The following is a 17909-nucleotide window of genomic DNA, read 5'->3' as shown; positions in this document are numbered from 1 at the left end:
CAGGCCCGGGACCGGGGCGCGGTAGGTTAGCAACTGAAGCTCCTGCTGGTACTGGTTGGTGTGGTAACCCCAGTCCTATCGGGAGCTTCACTTCATGGCCCGCATCCCCACGCCCAGTTGATCAACCTGAGACATCCACATCTATCAGGATGAAATGACCTCAGTACGCGCTAAAGCAGCCCGTGTGCGGGTAGGCGCGCCGGACCCCTCGATGACCGGCCATGCCAGAGTCCTCGCCGTGACGAAGTCGTCTCATGCACGGGCCTGACCGATGCCCTCGACGACGACGCGAGCCCGATCAAAGAACGCGACCGTGGCCTGAGCGGCGGCCAGTTCCTCGTCTCCCTCGGTCGTAGCAATTCAGCGAACGAGCGCACGAGCCCGGTCAGGTCGATCATCTCCGGGCAGGCGGCAACGAGCTCATCGCGGATTGCGCGCTGCTTGTCGGTGGGGTTGTCCGGGTGAGTGAGCGCGAGCCTGGCCAACCGGCGGGGCGAGATGGGTGGCCGGTCACCCTCGACGCGGCCCCACCGGCAATCGATCCAATGTGGATGGCCATGAAGGCGGTCACCACCGGATGTGATCCAGGGCCGCTAGCTGCACAGAACCCCAATCGGACTTCACAGCATTTGCGATGTCCTACGCGGTTGGCTGTAGCTGGTGCTGACTTGATGAGGATGGCCGAAGATGTCCAACACACCAGGCGAGGTGACGCTGTTGGCCGGCGTAGTCGACGAGACACGGTCTGGGCCGAGTTGCCTGCGGATGGACCGGCTGTTGGATCAAAGCGGCGGTCCGTTGGGTGCTCATGCGGAAATGGCTTTTGCGCCACGCCAGTGGTGCAAAACTGTCTGGAGTAGTCATGTCGCTGTTGACCGAACGAAGCGGATTGGATGCGGTCAGAGTAGAATTCTCGCGTTTGCTTGCGCGCGACGTGCTTTGGCTCGAGCATCGCCAATGCGGTGATCTCCCCGAGCCGGTGATGTCTCTGTCTCAAGTGCGAGATCTGATGCTCGGTGGCTCTGCGTCGGATGAACTGGCCGACGGCGTGTGGCGGGTGCTGGTCGAGCGCGTACGCGACGAGGGCGGGCCATGGATGACTGCTGCCGTCGGTATGGCGCTACCCGGCCTATGCCGTGCGGCGCGGCGGGCGCGTCCACACTGGCGGGGTGCCGCGGAGGATCTCGAAGGCGAGCTGCTGACCGGCTTTTTGAGCCGTCTGCACACGGTCGATGTGCTTGCGCCGCGGATCTGCGGCCGGTTGATCGACGCTGCCGTGCGCAGGGTCCACCGGGCGCAGGGTGTCGGGGTCGTGCGGCCGGTGCCGCGTACGCCGACGGTGGGCTCGGCTGCGCCCGGCCTGCCGTGGGATCACCCTGACTGGGTGCTGGCCAGGGCTGTCGTCACCGCGGTGCTTGGCAAGGAGGAGGCGGCGTTGATCGGGGCGACGAGGCTGGGTGGCATGAGCGTGGCGCAGGCAGCCGCCGAGTTCGGATTGACAGTATCGGCTGTGCGTCGTTGGCGGCGCGCGGCGGAGCTGCGCCTGCGAGACGCGATCGAGTCCGGCGAGCTGGCGTTCGTCTCGCTGCGGCCCCGCTCGGATCGTTCGCGACGAGCAGTCGCTGCGTCTGGGTAGCGCAGGCTCGGCGACTCCGACGATCTGGTGTCGGGCGACGTTGCCGGCCTGTTGGGTCGTGTTGGCGTGGGTGGCGGGTCGATCGGCGCCCAACAGGAGCCTTTTCAAAGGCGGCGGGCCCGCCGCGTCGATGGCTCGGCCCGCCGCCGTCAGCATCAGCGAGCGTGTCCGTGTCGCCCGACCCCGGGCTCCGGCGCCGCTGACACCTGCTGACGCGCCTCATACCGCTCTCAGCCCCGCCAAACGCGGGTTCGGAGGTGCGCGCCATGATCCGTCGACTGTTCCACCACCTGTGCTTGCTGGGGTTGGCCGTGTTTACCGCGGTTGTGCTCGCGGCGTCGGCGGCGCACGCCGCGCCGAGCCCGGCCCAGCCGTCGTCACAACTTCTCGGCAATATCATCGGCAACCTCACCGGCCTGGCGCGTGGCCTTGCCTTCGGCGTTGCCACCTTTTTCGCCACCCTCGGCTGCGTCCGTTACATGATGGCCAACGGCGATCCGATGATCACGGAGAAGGGCAAGAACGCGTTCAAGGCTGCCGTGTTGGGCTACGCGTTGGCCCTGCTCGCCGAGCCGCTGCTGAGCCTGGCCAAGGACCTGGTTTCCTGACCATGGACGCGATCGCGACACGGCTGATCGCCGTCATCGTCGGGTGGCTGGCCACCAACGTCGACAACGCACTCAACCTGCTGTGGGACCTGCTGTCCAGCTCATTGCTGCGCAGCCCGGACGTGACCGCCCTACCGCAGGTCAAGGAGTTCGCCGACACGTCCCTTGCCGCCGTCAACACCGCCTACGTACTGGCCGTGGTGGCGGTTGCTTTCATGATCATGGGACGTGGGACCCTCAGCGCCCACTCCCCCTACGGACCGGGTGAGCTGATCCCACGGCTGGTCATCGGCTGGATCGGGGCGAACTTCGCGCTGCCGGCCTTCTCGCTGATCATCGGCCTCGCGAACTCGCTGACCGAGGCGATGACCGCCCAGCCGATCCAGTCGCCGGATTCGCTGACCTACCTGCGGCAGCTGGTGAAGTCGGCACTGCTGCAGACACCGGTCGGGCCGTCGCCCGGCACGGCCGCCAGCCAACCGAACGCATTCCTGCTGATCCTCATCGGCCTGATCATCGCGGGCCTGCTGGGTACCCTGCTCTGCCAGCTGGTCGTCCGGCTGGGAACCTTGGTGTTCCTGGCCGGGATCGCTCCTCTGGCACTGGCGCTGCACGGCACGCCGTGGACCGAGCCCGGCGCGAAACTGTGGTGGCGGGCGACGCTGGGCACCGTCGGCATCGTCTTCGGCCAGGCGGTCATGCTGCATGTGGCGATGCGGATCCTGCTGACGCCGAGTGCGAACCTGCCGGTGCTGGGCCTGCCGGGCGAGCCGGGCGCGACGATGAACCTGCTGATCGTGGTGTGCATCCTGCTCGGCGTCGTCAAGATCCCGTCCTTGATGAAGCGGTATGTGCTGCGCTCGGGTTCAGGCAGCCGCGTCACCGGGTTCCTGGTCGTGCAGCAGGCCACCCGGTTGGTCACCGGCCGTATTCCGGGGTTGAACCGTCGGAGCGTCACGGCCGGCGTCGGCCGGCGGGGTGCCACGCCTGCGGGAACGTGGCCGCGTGCTGCGCAGTAGCCCCCGCGCTACCGCCCCGGCCGACCGCCGTGGTGCCGCCGACCGGCCACGTCACCGGATGTCTGGTCCCACGCTGGCGAGCTCTGACCGCAGCGGGTCGGCCGCCGCGGGTCATCGCCCATGTTGCGGCGCCTGCCCGGGCTTTCACGGCTTCGGAGCCGACCGACGGCGTCGGCCTCAGGCACGGCCGCTCGAAGAAATCTCGCCGTATCGAAGGAGTTCTGATGCGTAATGATCCCGATGTCGTCCCGGTGACCCGGGTCCCGGCCGACGTCAACACACCCGACAAGATCGCCTATGGGTTGACCGCTCGGCAGCTGGCGATCCTGACCGTCGCCGCAGTGGCCGTCTACAGCACGTACCGGCTGCTGGAGGGCCGCACCAGTTCGTCGACGCTGCTGATGATCGTCACACCGCTGGTTGGATTGTCGGTGGCAGTCGCGATGGGTAGGCGCGACGGCCTGCCGATGGACTCGTGGGCGGGCGCCGCACTGCGCTACCTGCGCACGCCCAGGCAGTTGGCCCCTGCCGCCGGCGGCAGCCACCTGCCGCCGGCGGCAGCCACCTGCCGCCACCGGCGTGGGCGCCGGCGACCGAAGGGCTGCGCCTGCCCGGGGTACTGCGGCTGCCCGCCGGCAGCATCGGCGAGCAGGGCGTCATCGACACGGGCGCTCAGTCCGCGGTGTTGGTGGCGTGCACGACGCTGAACATCGGATTGCGGACCGGCGATGAGCAGGCGGCCCTGCTGGCCGGGTACGGGCGGTGGCTCAACAGCCTGAACGGGCCGGTGCAGGTCGTGGTGTCGACCCAGCGCGTCGACCTGTCCAGCCACGCCCAGCGCATCAACGACCGCGCCGACCTGATAGCCGGCCCGGCGCTGGCCGACCTGGCACGCGCGTACGCCGCGTTCCTCACCGACCTCGCCGAAAAGCACGACCCGTTGTGGCGCACCGTCACGGTCGCGGTCACCGCCGACGCCGACAACACCGAGGTGCTGCGGCGGGCGGAGCAGACCGCCACGGCGCTGACGGCGCTGGGGGCGAATGCCGTGGTCCTGGACGGCGCCCGCGCCGCCGCGGTCCTGACCACCGCAGTGGACCCCTACATCCCGACCGATGGGACCTGGCCGCGCTCGCGGCCCGCTGAAGCGATCTCCGGAGGACAGTCGTGAAACTGCCGCGTTTCCTGCACAGCCTGGTCCCTGCGAGCACGTCGAGCCCGGCTGACGCGGCCGGGCTCGCCGCTGTCGTCGGCCCGTCGTCGGTCGAGGTGGCACCGCGCTGGCTCCGGGTCGGCGACGGCTACGCCGCGACCCTGGCGGTGACCGGTCTGCCGACGTTGGTCGGACCGGCGTGGCTGGCACCGCTGACCTCATGGCCGGGCCGCATCGACATCACTCAGCACATCACGCCGTTCAGCGGCCCGCAGTCTGCGCAGCTGCTGCGCCGCCAGCGCGGCCGGCTGGAGTCCAGCCGCCGCATCGACTACGAGCAGGGCAGGATCACCGACCCCGCGACCGAAGCAGCGGCTGAGGACGCCGCCGACCTGGCCGCCCGCGTCGCCCGCGGTCAGTCGAAGCTGCACGACGTCGCGACCTACGTCACCGTCCACGCCGCCGACCGTGAAGAGCTCGAGCAGGCGCTCGCGCACGTGCGGGCCGCTGCGGCCGGCACGATGCTCGACACGCAGCCGGTGACGTTCCGGCAGCTGCAGGGCTGGACGTCGACGCTGCCGCTGGGCGTCGACAGCCTCAAAATGCGCCGGGTCATGGACACCGAAGCCCTCGCCGCAGCGTTCCCCCTGGCCAGCGCCGACCTGCCGGCACCCCTTCCGGGTCAGCCTGCCCCGGCCGGGGGCGTGCTCTACGGGATCAACCCCGACTCGGCGGGAGTGGTCTGGTGGGACCGCTGGTCCCAGCACAACCACAACAGCGTCGTACTGGCCCGTTCCGGGGCGGGCAAGTCGTACTTCATCAAGCTGGAGGTGCTGCGCAGCCTCGCCGACAGCGTCGGCGTCGCCATCGTCGACCCCGAGGACGAGTACGTGCGCCTGGCCCGGGCCGTCGACGGGACCGTCATCCAGCTCGGCAAACCCGGCGTGCGGGTCAACCCGCTGGACGTCTCGCCCGCCGACCGGCGCAGCGACGCCCTGGTCCGGCGGGCGCTGTTCGTGCATTCACTGGTCGCGGTACTGCTCAGCGAGCAGCCGACCGCCGCGCAGCAGGCAGCCCTGGACACCGCGATCGCCGCGGCATACGCCGGCGCGGGAATCTCGCACGACCCGGCGACGTGGACGCGACCGGCGCCGCTGCTGCGCGACGTCGCGGCCGCACTGGCCACCGAAGGCGAGGCCGGGATGAACCTGGCCGCGCGGCTGGCTCCCTGGGTCAACGGGTCGTTCAAGGACCTGTTCGACGGCCCGACCACGACCGTGCCGGCCGGGCAGCTGGTCGTGTGGTCGACACGGCAGCTGGCCGACGAACTACGGGCTCCGGGGATGCTCCTGGCCCTGGACGCGATCTGGCAGGACGTGGACACACCGCCGGCACGGGGCGGGTCGACACCGCGGCGGCTCGTGGTCGTCGACGAGGCCTGGCGGCTGCTGCACGACGGCGAAGGTGCCCGGTTCCTGTTCCGGCTGTCCAAGCAGGCCCGCAAGCGCCGCGCCGGGCTTTCGGTGGTCACCCAGGACGCCGCGGATCTGCTCGGATCCCCACTCGGGCAGGCGGTCATCGCCAACGCCGCGACCCAGGTGCTGATGCGCCAGGCACCGCAGGCCATCGACGAGGTGTCCGAGGCTTTCGGGTTGACCAGCGGCGAGGCACGTGCGCTGCTGGCCGCCCGGCGCGGTGAAGGGGTCCTGCTTGCGGGAACGCATCGGGTGTCGTTCCAGGCGCTGGCCAGCCCGGCAGAGCACCGGCTGTGCGTCGGGGACCTCGACCGGGTCGACGACGACGGGGAGCCGCTGCCATGAGGACAGTTAGGGCCTGGCGACACGTCGACCTGCCCGATCCGTCGCAGTGGCTGTCGGAGCAGGCCGTCGGCCTCGTCGAATGGCACACGGCATGGCCCTGGCTCGTGCTCGCCACGGCCGCCGTCGTGGCGGCCGCCGCCGTATGCCGGACGGTCTGGGTGCGTCACGCCGACGCGGCCCTGCAGTCCGGAGCGCAGGAGATCATGATCGTGCCGCCGCCGGAGGTCGACCCCGCCGGGGTCGCCGCGTTCTGGGCGGCGCTGGTGCCGCTGCTGACCCGCCGCCGCTGGCGGGCGTGGCGGCCGCGCCCGCACGTGGCCTGGGAGTTGCGGTGGTCCGGCCGCCAGATGAGGATCGTGTTGTGGGTGCCCGGGACGGTGCGGGCCGAGCCGGTGCTGGCCGCGGTGCGCGGCTCATGGCCGGGAGTGGGCATGTCCGTCTCGGCCGCCGGTCCGCCGCTGGCAGGTCGAACCGGCGGCTCGGCCGTGGTGGCCGCGGGAGCCGCTCTCGTGCCGGTGCTGCCTGCCTGGTATCCGCTGCTGACCGGCCATGACACCGATCCGCTTCGGGCCGTGGTCGCCGCCGCGGAGCGGCTCAAGGACCGCGACGCGGCGTGTGTGCAGGTCCTGGCCAGGCCCGCGCCGGCCCGGCGGGTACAGCAGTTGCGACGTGGCGTCGCGTCGCTGCGCACCGGCCGCAGCCCCGCCGACACCATGGATCCCGGGCGTTGGCTGGGCTGGGCACTGGACGCCGTGGACTGGCTGATCAGCTCGCCCCGGCAGGGCCACGCCGGGCCGGGGACGCCGCAGCAGGCACTGCTGGCGGCCGACCCGCAGCGCGACCGCGACGCCCGGGCTGCGGTCGACAAGCTGAGCGGCCAGCAGTGGGAGACCGCGATCCGACTGGCCGTGGCCCACCACAGCACACCGGACCGGACACCAGGGCCGGCAACCCGGACCCGCATGGCCACCACCGTGCAGTCACTGGTGTCGGCGGCCGGGGTATGGGCCGGACGCAACCGGCTGCGCCGGATGCGCCTGCCCCAACCGGTACAGGCGGTCAACGCCCGCCGGCTGCGGCGCGGATTCGTCCTCAGCGGCGCCGAGCTGGCCAGCCTCGCGACATTGCCGCAGGACCTCGCGGTGCCCGGTCTGCTGCGGGCCCGTGCCAAGGTGATGCCCGCACCCGTCGACGTGCCGACCGGCGGACGGGGCGTGAAGGTCCTCGGCCGCGCCGAATGGGGCGGACACCAGGTCGGGCTGCCCGTCGCCGACGCCCGCCAGCACATGCATGTGCTGGGCAGCACCGGGTCGGGCAAGTCGACGCTGATGCTCAACCTGATCCTCGACGACATCCACTCCGGCCGCGGAACCGTCGTCATCGACCCGAAAGGTGACCTGGTCACCGACATCCTGGACCGGATCCCGGCACGGCTGGCCCGCAAGGTCGTACTGATCGACCCGGACTCCGACACCGGAACGACGATCAACCCGCTGCTCGGCGCCGACCACGACCTAGTCGTCGACAACATCGTGTCGATCTTCTCGCGGATCTTCGCCAAACACTGGGGGCCACGGATCGACGACGTGCTGCGGGTGGCGTGCCTGACACTGCTGCGCCACTCCAACGCGACGTTGACACTGGTACCGCCGCTGCTCAACGACCGGGTGTTCCGGCAGCGGTTCACCGGCGACCTGACCGACCCCGAAGGCCTGCGGGGGTTCTGGGAGTGGTTCGAGTCGACACCGCCGCAGCTGCGGGCGCAGGTCATCGGACCGGTACTGGCCAGGCTGCGGTCGTTCCTGCTGCGCGACTTCGTGAAACAGACGCTGGGCACGCCGTACAACAGCTTCGAGATGAGCCGGGTCCTCGACGGCGGCGTACTGCTGGCGCGGCTGCCCAAGGGCCAGCTCGGCGAGGAGACCACCCGGCTGATGGGGTCATTCGTGCTGGCCTCGGCGTGGCAGACCGCGACATCGCGCATCGGCGTGGCCGAATCCGACCGCCGCGACTGCGTGGCATACGTCGACGAGTGCCACAACTTCCTCAACCTGTCCGGCTCGGTCGGCGACATGCTCGCCGAAGCCCGAGGCTACCGGTTCGGCCTGGTCCTGGCCCACCAGGACCTGGCCCAACTGCCGCGAGACATCCTCGCGGCGTTGTCGGCCAACGCCCGCAGCAAAATGATCTTCAGCTGCTCGCCCGAAGACGCCCACCAACTGGCCCGCCACACCACACCGGAGATGGACGCCGGCGACCTGACGCGGCTGGACGCCTACCGGGCCGCGGCACGGTTGCTGGTCAACGGCCGCCACACACCGGCGTTCATGCTGCGGACCAACCCGCCTCCCCCACCGGTGGGCGAGTCCACCGCGCTACGGCAGGCACTGGCCGCGGCAAGCCGGCGCCGGGGCCCGGCAGCGATCTCACGGCTCGCCGGGATCACCGACCCGAGCTGTCCGTAGGCGAAGCTCCGGCCAGGCCCTGGGCGAACCCGCGGCCCCGCCCCGGCCGCGCCACGGTCGTAGTACTGCCACCTCAAGGCCTACCCCCATCAGACGCAACGGCAGCCAGGAGGCCGCATGAGCGACGGACCAGAAACCCGACTCCCCTCATCAGGGGACACTTTCCGGCCGGGGAGAACCCCGAGACCCTCCCCCGGCGCGGGCAGGCGTGCCACACCACAGCGCAACCCGACGCTGCTGGACCTGTCCAACCGGCTGACCCCACGCGACTACACCATCGCGCATCTGCTGACCGAGCACACCGCGCTGACCACCCCGCAGCTGACAGCCGCGCTGTTCGGCAGCCCGGTCACCTGCCAGCACCGGCTGCACGCGCTGCGGCGGATGCGCTTCATCGACCGCTTCATCCGCAACGAGCCACGCCGGCCACGACCGGTGTGCTGGGTACCCGGCGTGCTGTCGGCGCGATACGTCGCCATGGCCCGCGGCGAGCATCCACCGTCGGTGCGGACCGTTCACGAGCGCGCCGAACGGACCGTGGCCAGCGCGACCCTGCCGCACCTGCTCGGCGTCAACGGCTTCTTCACGGCGCTGCTGGCCGCTGCTCGCAAGGACCGCGGGCTGCGGCTGGCGAGGTGGTGGTCGGAACGGACCGCCACAGCGGCGTACGGGCGCCGCATCCAGCCAGACGGCCACGGGGTGTGGGTCGACGGCAGCGCCTCGGTGGGGTTCTTCCTCGAGTACGACACCGGGTCGGAGACGCTGGCCCGGATCGTCGACAAGCTGTCGTCGTATCAGCGGCTGCTTGCCGCAGGCGGCCCGGACTACCCGGTGCTGTACGTGCTGCAGAACCCGCGCCGGGAGGAGCATCTGCACCAGCGTCTGTCGGCCGGTGTGCCGCCGGGTGTGGCGGTCGCGAGCACCAACGTGCTGCTCGGCGACGATCCCGCGGCCGCGGTGTGGCGACTGTGGCCCGGAGGATCCCGGCGCAGGCTGGCGGATCTGCCGTCATCGCACGGCGAGCCGGGACCGATCAACCCTGGCGGGCCTGCCGCAGAGGACGACCCGCTGTGGCTGCTGCGCGGCATCTGAGGCCGACTACTGCGGCAGAGCACGAGCGCGGTCCCGATATGAGCGGCAGTCGCGGGCGGACCGGCGAGCAGCTCAAGCTTGCCGCCGAACAAGAAGATTCGGCAAAGGCGCCGCCAACAGCAGGTCACGGCAGGTGTCGGTGTGCGCTGCGGCCTGCGGCAGGGAATATGCTGGTTGCTGAACACGCAGGTCAGCGCAGGTTCCTGCGGATGGAGTCGGCGCAACGCGTTGGGTTGGCCGGCTACGGTCGAGTCTTCTCACAGAGAAACCTTTCACGCACCACCCCGGGCTCGCCCGCCCACGACCTGCGGTAGCAACCGCCCACCCGCCTCAAGCCGGTCGGCCTGCCACCCATCGTCGGCGAACAGTCCACCTCCCGGTCGCTGACCGGCTCCAGCGCGGTGACATGCCCCGCGCCACCTCACCCTGCCCTGCGCACCGTCTGCCCGACGGTGCATTTCGGCGTGCCCGCACGCAGAAGGAGCCCTACCTCGTGCACATCGTCACCGTCTGCGTCCCGCAGGCCATCCCCCACGACGAGATCGCGTCAACCGCCCGACTCGCCTACCGCAACGGCGCCTGGCTCAACAGCGGTGCCCGCATCGCCGAGGCCGTACCGGTCGCCGCCGCGAACGAGATGGCGGTGCACTTCGCGCACCGGGCGCGTCGCCGCGAGCGCAAGCAGCTGCTGGCCGTCGACGACCGCATGGCCGCCGGCGGGCCGGTGCAGCTGCTGAACCTGGCGTGGATGCACCACGTCGGAGCCACGGCTGCGTATCACCGCTTCGACATCTGGAGCCGGGTGGTGTGGCGGACACCGGTCGCCAGGCCGCTGTGGTGGTTCGTCGACAAGCACGTCAACTCGCGGGACAGCCGCTACACCCTGGACCAGGCGCACCGGGAGTTCCGGGCCCAGCCCCGGGTGGCCGCGATGGAGATCTACAACCGCTCCGGTCGCGGGCTGGTGCACCTGCCGCTGCACCACCTGGAGGCGTTCCAGGTCGGGCGCGAGGCGTACGCCGAGATCGGCCACGCCCTGGCGGTACCCGCCCACGCGATCGTCGACCTGAACGGCGTCCTGCACGACTGCCGTCCTAACGAGCCGCTGTCGGGCGTGTGGGAGTTCATCACCGCATCCCGGCACGCGCTCGCCGGTCTGTCGGCCGGCGACCGCCTGGTCGCGCTGAAGGTGGCGTGACCCTGCACCTGCGGGGTGAGGTCCGGCGCCGTGCGACGCGCCGCTGCCGGACGAGGCGCCCGGGTCGACTTCCACCGCCGCACCGCCGCGAGCACGGGCCGCGACCGACTGCCGCTGTCTGCGCCTCGGGCAGAGGCTGCCAGCCGTGCCGCGGGCCGCCGGCAGGTGCCAGGCCCCCAGGCGCAATTCTCACGACCGTCGCCTCGGACCTGCCACCGACGGCAGCTGACGGATGAAGCCCGCCGTGGCCACCCGAGCGACCGGCGACCCACCAGGGGCTTACGCCCTTCGAGGGCCACAAGCGCCCGGTGGCCGTTCGGCAGCTCAATGCACACCCACCGCGCTGGCGTTCGCGACTCGAAGACCGCCCTTACACGACGCTGCGCCGGCAGCGCATTGGTACGGGCTTCGGCTCGTGCATACCCGGCTCTGCCGGGTCAGACGTCCGGATATCCCACGGACGAAAACGGCCCCAGGCGTTGGAGCGCCCGAGGCCGGTCAAGCAACAGTCTTTCCCGAAAGAGGTATCGACCAATGACAACTTTAGCAGTCGACCGGACGGTCGACGTCAACGAGGCGTTCGCCGGCGAGCGGGCCAGGCAGCTGGACGCCGTCGACCGGCGGCGGGCGGACCTGCAGGCCCGGCTCGACGCCGGGACGCTGGTCGCACTGGGTGACGGCCGCTATCGGGTGAACGACCCGGGCAGCTGGGACAACGGCGAGATTTGGATCCAGAACGGCAGCGGCCTGGTCGTGCCGCAGCACGGACTGGACCTGTCCACCGGCCGGGCGGCGCTGTATTCCGCGGTGCCGGCCTGGCACCAGCTCGGCACGGTCATCGAGGGCGGCACCACCGACGTCGAGACCGTCCTGAAAGCAGGCGGGATCGACTTCGCGGTGGAGAAGTTCCCGGTGCTGTTCCGCACCCCCGACGGGCAGCTGCACGAGCTCGACGACCAGCGCGTCACGGTCCGCCGCGACACCAACGCGGGTCTGGGCGTGGTCGGCAACCGGTACGAGGTCGTGCAGAACCGCGACATCTTCGCATTCCTGCAGGCGCTCGTCGGCCGCGACGACGTGATCTGGGAGACCGCCGGTGCGCTGCGCGGCGGCCGGCGGGTGTTCGTCACCATGCGGCTGCCGGACACGATCGTGATCGACCCGGCAGGCATCGCCGACGTCGTCGCGCCATTTCTGGCCGCGTTCAACTCTCACGACGGCCTGACCGGCTACGAGACGGTCGTGACGCCGTGGCGGGTGCTGTGCGGCAACACCGAACGCTTCGCCCTGCGTGACGCCAAGGCGCGGTGGAGCACCCCGCACGTCGGCGATCCGCTGCTGCGGATCCGGCAGGCGGAGCAGACGCTGCGCCTGTCACGCAGCTACTACGAGTCGTACGCCGCCGAGCAGGAGATGCTGCTGCGCACCGAGCTCGCAATCGACGCGTACCTCGAGGTGGTCGCCGACGTGTGGGCACCTCCCGGTGAGGACGAGTCCGACCGGGCGAAGGGCAGCTACCGCAGGTTCACCGACCAGATGGTGCATCGCTTCGAGGCCAATGCCGACAAGTTGGGACGCAACGCCTACGCGGCGGAGCGGGCCATCACCGAGCACCTGGACTGGGGCCGCGGCGTCCGTCCGCCGAAGTCGATGACCGAGCAGGCGTGGCGTGCCACGCAGGCCTTGGAGGGCGACCAGGACGGCAGGAAGACCACGGCGCACCGGCGCCTGCTGACTCTCGTACGTCGCTGACCGAACCGTCCGCAGCACGCGGACCGGACCGGCCGCGGGCGGGTGCGATCACGTACCCACCCGCGGCCAGCTGTCGCCCGAACCCGTGCGCGCTGACGCCGTTTCGCGTCCGCCCCCTCCCCGGTCGGGTGCGGGGCCTGCGTCGGCGGCGGCCGCGTCCGACGGGTTCGGTGCACACGGCAGAACCCGCGGGGGCGGAGCGCGCCTGGGCTCTGCCGCGCCACACCACGAACACAAGGAGGAGTTCATGCATCCCCGGTTTCGGGCGGGCCGCCGATGACCAGCCGTGCTATCAGGCTCATCCTCGCCGCGGTCGTCGCTGTCGCCGTCTGCTGCGTCGGCGCGCTGTTCGGGCTGACCGGTGCCGCGACGGCCTGCATGCCGCTCACGTCGGCGTCGGGCAGCACCGCACCGGTCGACCGCTACGACAGCGAGCAGGCCGGGCACGTGGCCACGATCGTCATGGTCGCCGCGGGCAGGAGCGTTCCCGTCCGTGGCATGGTCATCGCGGTCGCGACCGCGATCCAGGAGTCGGGTCTGCGCAACCTCGGCCATCAGCGCCCGGCCAACGACCACGACTCTCTGGGGTTGTTCCAGCAGCGACCCAGCCAAGGCTGGGGCACCCCGGAGCAGATCATGGACCCGGCCCACGCGGCCGGGCGGTTCTTCGACAAGCTCCTGCGGGTTGCGGGCTGGGAGCAGCTGCCGCTGACTCAGGCGGCGCAGGCTGTGCAGGTCAGCGCCTACCCGGACGCGTACGCGAAGTGGGAGCCGGACGCGGCAGCGCTCGTCGCCGCAGCGCTGGCCGTCGCCGGGATCGCCGCGCCGGGTGCCTTCGCCGGGTGCGTCAGCGCGGGCGGCTGGGTCAAGCCGGTCGACGCGCCGCTGGTGTCGGGATTCCGCACAGGTTCGCGTCCCGGGCATGACGGTGTCGACCTCGGCGCCGCACGGGCAACGCCCATCCGGGCGGCGTCGTCCGGCACGGTGATCAAGGTGCGGTGCAACGCGTTCAACGCCGACGGTTCACCGCGATCCTGTGACATCGACGGTGACCTTTCGACGCCCGGGTGCGGCTGGTATGCCGAGATCCTCCACGCCGACAGGACCGTCACCCGCTACTGCCACATGCTCCGCCGTCCCACGGTCGACCTCGGCGAACAGGTCTTCGCCGGGCAGGTCATCGGGCTGGTGGGTACCAGCGGGCACTCATCCGGACCGCACCTGCACCTGCAGACGCACCTGGCCCATCCCGCTGTCGAGGCCAACGCGGTCGACCCGGTGGTGTTCTTCGCCGGCCGCGGCGTCGACCTCACCTGAATCGCGGGTCCGGCCATGTTCCGCCGACGGCCCGCACCGAGGCCGTCGATCATCCCAGCTATCGGAAGGAAACCGCTGATGAGCAGACCTTGGGCCTTGCCGTTCTCCCGGCGGCAGGTCAACGACGACGACCCGGGCGACCACGGGCCGTCCTGCCTACCCTGCGCCAGGTACCAGGCGGACCGGCGTCAGCGGGCAGATCAGTCGCCCCTGCTGCACGGCAGCGACGACAGCCTCTACCGCTCGCCGCACGCGGGCACCTACCTGTTCGAGGCCCAGTACAGCCGCTGGGCCTGCACCCAAGGCCTGCACGGCCCCCTCGACGAGTACGCGTTCCTTCGTTCTCGTTGACCGGTTCCGCCGTGCCCGGCGTGGCGGACATCCGCACTCCGCCTGGTCGGCCCTCGAACCGCTGCCGCAGGCGTCACGCCTCGCGGCGCGACCACCCCAATCAATACGGCCCGCCACCGGCGGGCCGTCGTCGTTAGGACCCGGGACGCACCGCCTCGAAAACGAACGCCCCGGGTTCTCCAAACATGGAGGGCCTCAGTGTCCGACTTCATCCCCATGATCGCCACTTGTGTGGCGGTCTTCCTGCTCGGCCGGCTCACCGCCGCCCGGCGCATCCGCCGGCTGCAAGTCCAGCTCGCCGACACGGCCCGCCAGCTCGAGCACGACCCGCTCACCGGCCTGCTCAACCGGCGCGGCCTGGCCACCGCGCACGCCGCCTGGCAGCAGGCCCAGCGGCGGATCACGCTGGTGTTCCTCGACCTCGACGACTTCAAGCAGGTCAACGACACCCACGGCCACCACGTCGGCGACCAGTTGCTCATCGGCGTCGCCCGCACCCTCGCCGACCTCGCCGACATCTACGGCGGCGTCGCCGCGCGCCGCTCCGGCGACGAGTTTGCCCTGATGCTCCCGGCCGAAGACGGCTTCGAACGCGCTGTCGACGCCATCGTCACCGTCGCCGGGCTGCCCGTCACGGTCACCGCGGACGGCTTCGCCGTGCAGCTGTGGCCCTCGGCCAGCGCCGGCGCCTGCGCCGGAGATCCGGCCGACGACCTCGACACGCTGCTGCACCGCGCCGACACCGCGCTCTACCACGCCAAACACACCGGCCGTCCCTACGCGGTCCACCGGCCCGGCATGGCCATGCCCGACGGCTCCCAGCGACGCGGTCCGCGCCGCCGCGACCGCCGCGAGCAGCAGGGGGCGATGCGATGACCCGCGTGTTCGGCTGCCAGATCTGCTTGCACGTGCTCAACCGGCGGGCCGACGACTACGGCCTGGCGGTCTACGAGCACCCGCTCGTCCTCGGCCCGATCGACCACCGCCCAGTGCCGGTGCCCGCCGACCGGCTGCCGGAACTGCGCCGCCTGTGCGACTTCTGTGGGTCCGGCAGCGACCCGCTGCTGTTCGTCTACCGCACACATCCGATCAGCGCCCTGGCCTTGGGCGCCGGCGTCGAACGCGTCGAGCACTTCGGGACCGACTGGTCGGCATGCGACATGTGCTCGCATTGGATCTCGACGGGCAACGCAGGCAGGCTGCTGCAACGGGCAACGAGCGTCGGTGGCCTGCGCCAGGGTGACATCGGGCGGGAGATCACCGGTCACCTCCAGAGCACCGTCATGGACAACCTGCGGCCCGGCCGCGTGCTCGTCACCACCGCCGGTGCGCCGCAGGCGGTGCCCGCCGCGCGGATACTGCCGAAGGTCCGCGACCGGCTGGCCGCGCTCCTGCGGGGACCGGACCTCATCGAGACTCCCCCGCTCTCCCAGGTCAGGCACGACATCGCCGACGGCCTGGAGCAGGCCCGGTTGTACTTCGTCGACGAGCACTTCAGCCGCATGGTCCAACACGCCGCGACCGCTCTGCCCGCCACGACGGTCACTACCGGACTCCCTCCGGCTCAACACGGGCTGCTGACGTGGTCGCAGCCGGTCGCCGGAGCCACCGCGGCGAGCTGGACCCCCGACGTGGCCGGCTGGCAGATCGTCGAGTACACCGGCCTCGGCACCGACGGAAGGCCCCAGGCACGGATCCCCGCAGCCGGCCCCGGTCGGGACGAGCGACGAGCGGGCACGGACGCACCGGTGGTGGACGTCGGGTCACTGGCGCAACCAGGCCTACGGGCCCGGCAGGTCGCTGCGCAGGCCGGTGTTCATCAACCCGTTCCTCAAAGGGCCTGCCGACCTACCGATCCGGCACTCGACCACCGTGCGGGTCCTGCGCGCCGGACGGACCGAGACGGCTCGGTAATCCGGGCCCCTTGGGCCGGACATCGCCGAGCCGGACATCGGCCATGAGCAGGCACGAACCGCGGCTGGCTCGCCGGTCCGCGTCGCGTTCGATCCAGCCCGCCTCAGCCCCGATCGCGGCCGACGCGGGCTTGCCATCCGGCGGCGAACCGCATCGCTGCCTCACTGACTGCACAGATACAAGGAGATCCAGATGACCCACCATGACGCCCTCGTGAGCCTGCTCCTCGGTGTCGAAGCCGAGGTAGACCAGGACGGCTGGGACGCCCGGCCAAGCCTGCTCATCCTGAAGACGCGGGCTGGCATGATCAATGCCGAAGTCGCCCCGCTGCCCGAGGAGATCGCCGACGCCGCAGACTACGTCGAGCACCTCGCCACGGCGGTCGGCATCAGCCCGACCTTCCGGGCCAGGTTCGTCGCCGGCCTCGGCCCGAACATCCTCGGTCTCGGCCTGGTGACCGAGGCGTGGGCGGTATCGGACCCGCAGGCTGTCAAGGATGTGCAGCGGTCGCGTCGAGTGCGGCCGATCAGCCACCACCCCCGACGCCAGGAGTTGCGCATCGTGTCAGCCGCAGTGCCTGAGCGGGACCTTTGCGTCCAGCGCATCCGCGGCGGCGTACCTACGCTGTTCTACGACTCAGCCGACAGCGCGATCGGGCGACGCATCGAGGGCCGTGTGCCGGAGTCCCTTCGAACCTTGCTGAACGTGGTCCGCTCCATCAGCCTGAACTGACGAACGTCCCCAGGTATCCGAGCCTGAACTGGCACCAGAACTCGCCGGACAGCGGGACGGTCTGACCAGCTGACGGCACGACGGACTGCTGGGCGTGATTGCCCCGTTTTCAGGAACCACCACCTCATCTTCTTTCGCCGATAAGGCGGTAGGACATCAACCCCGAGTTCGCGACCGCTGGGAGCCGAAAGGCTCCCAGCGGTGGCCCACCTCAAAGCGTTTTCCGTCCGTGTGCATGGCTCACCGCTGGGCATCCTTTTTTGCGCCCGTTGCGACTACTTAAAGTAATCGCAGAGACACACCTAGCGACAGAGGCTGGAAGCGCCACGCAATTCCCCAGATCCCTGACCCGCAGCCACTCGCCGGACGCGTGACCTGGGTTCGTCAGCGAGCCGGCTGTAGGCCAGCTCGGTGAGTCAGATGACGTGTGTGCCCAGCAGCCACGCCAGGTAGCCGGCGGCGTATGTCCCGACGGTGAGCCACATCAACTTCACCGACCGCCCCGGGGCCGCCTCCCTGCGCAACCGTAGGGCCAGTGCGATGCCGACCGCGAAGGCGATGCCGACGGCCACGCCCAACCCGAGCCGGGCGACGTCCACATCGCCGCGACTGGTGACTGCAGCGATCACGCCGAATACCAGCAGGATTTCCACGGTGGCGCCGAGCAACGCCAGGGGAATGGCAAGTTCCTTGCGTAGGCGCTGCCATACCTGTGAGGCCATTACAGACCTTCCCTTTCGGTGAGAGCCGCGTCCAGTACTCCAGCCGCACTTCCGCCGAGGAGTTTGCGCTGCTAGGCACGCTTGGCGGGACACCTTCCGAACCGCAGCGTTGGTCCATTGTAGACTCCCG

General features: G+C 70.6%; 16 protein-coding genes. 15 read left to right on the top strand and 1 reads right to left on the bottom strand.

Features of this window, described 5'->3' with window-relative positions; genetic code table 11:
- The first annotated feature begins 862 nt into the window (after positions 1-862).
- From AB0J67_RS32180 to AB0J67_RS32110, 15 genes are all read left to right on the top strand, one after another.
- Positions 863-1636 (top strand): hypothetical protein, encoded by a 774-nt coding sequence (locus AB0J67_RS32180; RefSeq protein WP_363487937.1) that lies wholly within the window; start codon positions 863-865, stop codon positions 1634-1636.
- A 266-nt stretch (positions 1637-1902) separates the two neighbouring features.
- Complete coding sequence (locus AB0J67_RS32175) at positions 1903-2244, top strand: hypothetical protein (protein WP_363487935.1); 342 nt, start codon at positions 1903-1905, stop codon at positions 2242-2244.
- 2 nt (positions 2245-2246) lie between these two features.
- Positions 2247-3263: a hypothetical protein gene (locus AB0J67_RS32170; protein ID WP_363487933.1), complete on the top strand. Its 1017-nt coding sequence runs from the start codon at positions 2247-2249 to the stop codon at positions 3261-3263.
- Between the two features lie 224 nt (positions 3264-3487).
- The gene (locus tag AB0J67_RS32165) at positions 3488-3970 is read left to right on the top strand and encodes a PrgI family protein (protein ID WP_363487931.1); all 483 of its coding nucleotides are present in this window, start codon (positions 3488-3490) and stop codon (positions 3968-3970) included.
- 8 nt (positions 3971-3978) lie between these two features.
- Positions 3979-4434 carry a hypothetical protein gene (locus AB0J67_RS32160; RefSeq protein ID WP_363487929.1) on the top strand — a complete coding sequence of 152 codons (456 nt, stop codon included), beginning with the start codon at positions 3979-3981 and terminating at the stop codon, positions 4432-4434.
- 2 nt (positions 4435-4436) lie between these two features.
- Positions 4437-6236: a DUF87 domain-containing protein gene (locus AB0J67_RS32155; RefSeq protein ID WP_363487939.1), complete on the top strand. Its 1800-nt coding sequence runs from the start codon at positions 4437-4439 to the stop codon at positions 6234-6236.
- Positions 6233-8701 (top strand): type IV secretion system DNA-binding domain-containing protein, encoded by a 2469-nt coding sequence (locus AB0J67_RS32150; RefSeq protein ID WP_363487927.1) that lies wholly within the window; start codon positions 6233-6235, stop codon positions 8699-8701. Before AB0J67_RS32155 ends, AB0J67_RS32150 begins: the two co-directional genes overlap by 4 nt.
- Positions 8702-8818: 117 nt before the next feature.
- A complete protein-coding gene (locus AB0J67_RS32145; protein ID WP_363487925.1) occupies positions 8819-9793 on the top strand; it encodes a replication-relaxation family protein in 975 nt (324 codons plus the stop codon).
- A 493-nt stretch (positions 9794-10286) separates the two neighbouring features.
- Positions 10287-10991, top strand: a complete 705-nt coding sequence (locus AB0J67_RS32140) for a hypothetical protein (protein WP_363487923.1) — start codon at positions 10287-10289, stop codon at positions 10989-10991.
- A 534-nt stretch (positions 10992-11525) separates the two neighbouring features.
- Entirely contained in the window at positions 11526-12743 is a 1218-nt protein-coding gene (locus AB0J67_RS32135) for a DUF932 domain-containing protein (protein WP_363487921.1), read from the top strand.
- A 276-nt stretch (positions 12744-13019) separates the two neighbouring features.
- Positions 13020-14060, top strand: coding sequence for a M23 family metallopeptidase (locus tag AB0J67_RS32130; RefSeq protein WP_363487919.1), 1041 nt, complete (start codon positions 13020-13022; stop codon positions 14058-14060).
- Positions 14061-14138: 78 nt separating this feature from the next.
- Positions 14139-14411, top strand: a complete 273-nt coding sequence (locus AB0J67_RS32125; RefSeq protein WP_363487917.1) for a hypothetical protein — start codon at positions 14139-14141, stop codon at positions 14409-14411.
- Between the two features lie 198 nt (positions 14412-14609).
- Complete coding sequence (locus tag AB0J67_RS32120) at positions 14610-15287, top strand: GGDEF domain-containing protein (RefSeq protein WP_363487915.1); 678 nt, start codon at positions 14610-14612, stop codon at positions 15285-15287.
- Positions 15284-16372, top strand: coding sequence for a hypothetical protein (locus AB0J67_RS32115; RefSeq protein WP_363487913.1), 1089 nt, complete (start codon positions 15284-15286; stop codon positions 16370-16372). Before AB0J67_RS32120 ends, AB0J67_RS32115 begins: the two co-directional genes overlap by 4 nt.
- A 145-nt stretch (positions 16373-16517) precedes the next feature.
- On the top strand, positions 16518-17057 hold the full coding sequence (locus AB0J67_RS32110) for a hypothetical protein (RefSeq protein ID WP_363487911.1): 540 nt from the start codon (positions 16518-16520) through the stop codon (positions 17055-17057).
- A 416-nt stretch (positions 17058-17473) separates the two neighbouring features.
- Here the strand turns inward: AB0J67_RS32110 and AB0J67_RS32105 are convergent, their stop codons facing one another.
- Positions 17474-17779 carry a hypothetical protein gene (locus tag AB0J67_RS32105; protein ID WP_363487909.1) on the bottom strand — a complete coding sequence of 102 codons (306 nt, stop codon included), beginning with the start codon at positions 17777-17779 and terminating at the stop codon, positions 17474-17476.
- Positions 17780-17909 lie beyond the last annotated feature (130 nt).

It is taken from the genome of Catellatospora sp. NPDC049609, assembly GCF_040675365.1.
Lineage (GTDB): Bacteria > Actinomycetota > Actinomycetes > Mycobacteriales > Micromonosporaceae > Catellatospora.
Note: the sequence above shows the minus strand (reverse complement) of the source record. Positions and strands in the feature narration are given on the sequence as shown.